Here is a 2361-nt window from a genome sequence, read left to right as displayed (position 1 = left end):
GTCCCGGCCCGCGCGCCGAGCTGCCGCAGCACCTCGCGGACGGTCACCGGCGGGTTGGCCGGCACGATCCACGGTGATCCCCAGGCCCGGTCGTCGGCGCCGAGCGCCACGAGGGTCGCCGCGACGTCGTCGACGGCGGTCCAGGTGTGCGGCTGGTCCGGGTCGGCCATGACGGAGGCGGTCTTCCCGGCGAGCGTCGAGGCCGCGTACATGGGCAGCAGTCCGTGCGACGCCGGCACTGTCGGCCCGATGTAGTCCGACGCACGCGCCTCGGTGACCCGCACCCGGCCGGCGTGATGAGCGGCGAGCGCGTCCTGCCACAACCTCGCCCGGAGCCGACCCTTGTGGTCGGACGCCGCCAGCGGCAGGTCCCGGGTCATGGCGCCGCTGACCGGCCCGTACCCGTAGAGGTTGCTCAGCGTCACGAGCACCGCCCCGGAGGTCTCGGCGGCGTGCAGTGCCGCCGCGGCCAGTGGTGGCCAGCCGCGCTCCCACGCCTGGTAGGAGCCGGGGTTCGCGCAGTTGTAGAGCACGCCGGCGCCCCGCGCGGCGTCCGCGAGCGCCGTCGCGTCCGTGGCGTCCAGGGTGATCCGCTCGACCCGGGGGTGCTCAGGGCCGCGACCCGATCGGGTCACCACCGCCACGGTGCGTCCGGCCCGGGCGAGGCGGAGGGCGAGCGCGGCGCCGACGGGCCCGGCGCCGACGACGAGGTGGGTTGCCATGCGCTCAGCGTGCCATCCGCGCCCGGCGGGATGTAGTCATACAGCTTTCTAACTTGTATGATCGCTGACGAACATCCCGCCGCAAAGGAGCGCCATGACGTACCAGCCCGACGCCATCCGGACCGTGCATCTCTCGACTGTCACGCTGCCGCTGGCCACCGCGATCTCCGACGCCAAGGTCTTCACCGGCCGGCAGAAGCCGATGACCGAGGTCGTCTTCCTGCTCGCGGAGATCACCACCGAGCAGGGGTTCGAGGGCCTCGGCTTCTCCTACTCCAAGCGCGGCGGCGGCCCCGCGCAGTACGCCCACGCCAAGGAGGTGGCCCAGGCCGCGGTCGGCGAGGACCCCAACGACATCGCCAAGCTGTACACGAAGCTGCTGTGGGCGGGCGCGTCGGTCGGCCGCTCCGGCGTCGCGACCCAGGCCCTGGCCGCGATCGACATCGCCCTCTACGACCTCAAGGCCAAGCGCGCGGGCCTGCCGCTGGCCAAGCTGCTCGGGGCGCACCGCGACTCGGTGCGCACGTACAACACCTCGGGAGGGTTCCTGAACGCGAGCATCGAGGAGGTCAAGGAGCGCGCGAGCCGGTCGATCGCCGAGGGCATCGGCGGCATCAAGATCAAGGTCGGCCTGCCGGACAACCGGCGCGACCTGGAGCGCGTCGCCGCCGTCCGCGAGCACATCGGCGCCGACGTGCCGCTCATGGTCGACGCCAACCAGCAGTGGGACCGCACCACCGCCCTGCGCATGGGCCGGCGGCTGGAGGATTTCGACCTCGTGTGGATCGAGGAGCCGCTGGACGCCTACGACGCCGAGGGGCACGCCGCGCTCGCCGCCGCCCTGGACACCCCGATCGCCACCGGCGAGATGCTGGCCTCGGTCGCCGAGCACGAGCGGCTCATCGCGACCCGCGCGTGCGACATCATCCAGCCGGACGCCCCGCGCGTCGGCGGCATCACGCAGTTCCTGCGCCTCCTCACGCTCGCCGACCAGGCCGGCCTGGACCTCGCACCGCACTTCGCGATGGAGATCCACCTGCACCTGGCGGCCACGTACCCGCGCGAGCCGTGGGTGGAGCACTTCGACTGGCTCGACCCGCTGTTCGACGAGCGGCTCGAGACGAAGGACGGCCGCATGCTCGTGCCGGACCGCCCCGGCCTGGGCGTCACGTTCAGCGAGCAGGCCCGCGCATGGACCACGGACAGCGCCACCTTCGGCCCGGCCTGACCGACCGCACCCCCGACGTGTCGGACGGACAGGACCTTCGGGTGACCTGTCCGCCTGACACGTCGGGTGAGATGGGAGCATGAGGCCATGGCCCAGACCCTGAGCGGCACCCTCGTGGAGACGCTGCGCGCGCGCATCGTCAACGGCGACATCGCCCCCGGTGAGAAGCTGCCGAGCGAGCCGCGTCTCGCCGTCGAGCACCAGGTCAGCCGCACCGTGGTCCGGGAGGCCATCGCGCGCCTCAACCTGGAGGGCCTGGTCCACACCCGGCGCGGCAGCGGCAGCTACGCCCTGACCCCGCCCACCGAGGACGACGACGGCGCGCCCGTCGCCCGGTCCCTGGCCGACCGGCTCGCGCTCGTGGAGTACCGCATCGCGCTGGAGACCGAGGCCGCCGCGCTGGCCGCCGCC

At 73.3% G+C, this 2361-nt stretch carries 3 protein-coding genes; 2 read left to right on the top strand and 1 reads right to left on the bottom strand.

The features are described 5' to 3' along the window. On the bottom strand, positions 1-722 hold a 722-nt coding region (locus PROKR_RS35375; RefSeq protein WP_036965524.1), incomplete at its 3' end, for an NAD-dependent epimerase/dehydratase family protein. A gap of 94 nt (positions 723-816) precedes the next feature. Here PROKR_RS35375 and PROKR_RS18405 point away from each other — a divergent pair. Then, complete coding sequence (locus PROKR_RS18405; RefSeq protein ID WP_036965523.1) at positions 817-1950, top strand: L-talarate/galactarate dehydratase; 1134 nt, start codon at positions 817-819, stop codon at positions 1948-1950. Positions 1951-2037: 87 nt separating this feature from the next. Continuing rightward, positions 2038-2361, top strand: a 324-nt coding sequence (locus PROKR_RS18400) for a FadR/GntR family transcriptional regulator (RefSeq protein WP_036965542.1), incomplete at its 3' end; no start/stop codon positions are given.

This window comes from Promicromonospora kroppenstedtii DSM 19349 (assembly GCF_000515355.1).
Classification (GTDB): domain Bacteria; phylum Actinomycetota; class Actinomycetes; order Actinomycetales; family Cellulomonadaceae; genus Promicromonospora; species Promicromonospora kroppenstedtii.
Note: the sequence above shows the minus strand (reverse complement) of the source record. Positions and strands in the feature narration are given on the sequence as shown.

What these genes read in the sequence shown, in the direction of transcription:
- PROKR_RS18405 (WP_036965523.1), top strand. Translation starts at nt 817, where the DNA reads ATGACGTACCAGCCCGACGCCATCCGGACCGTGCATCTCTCGACTGTC.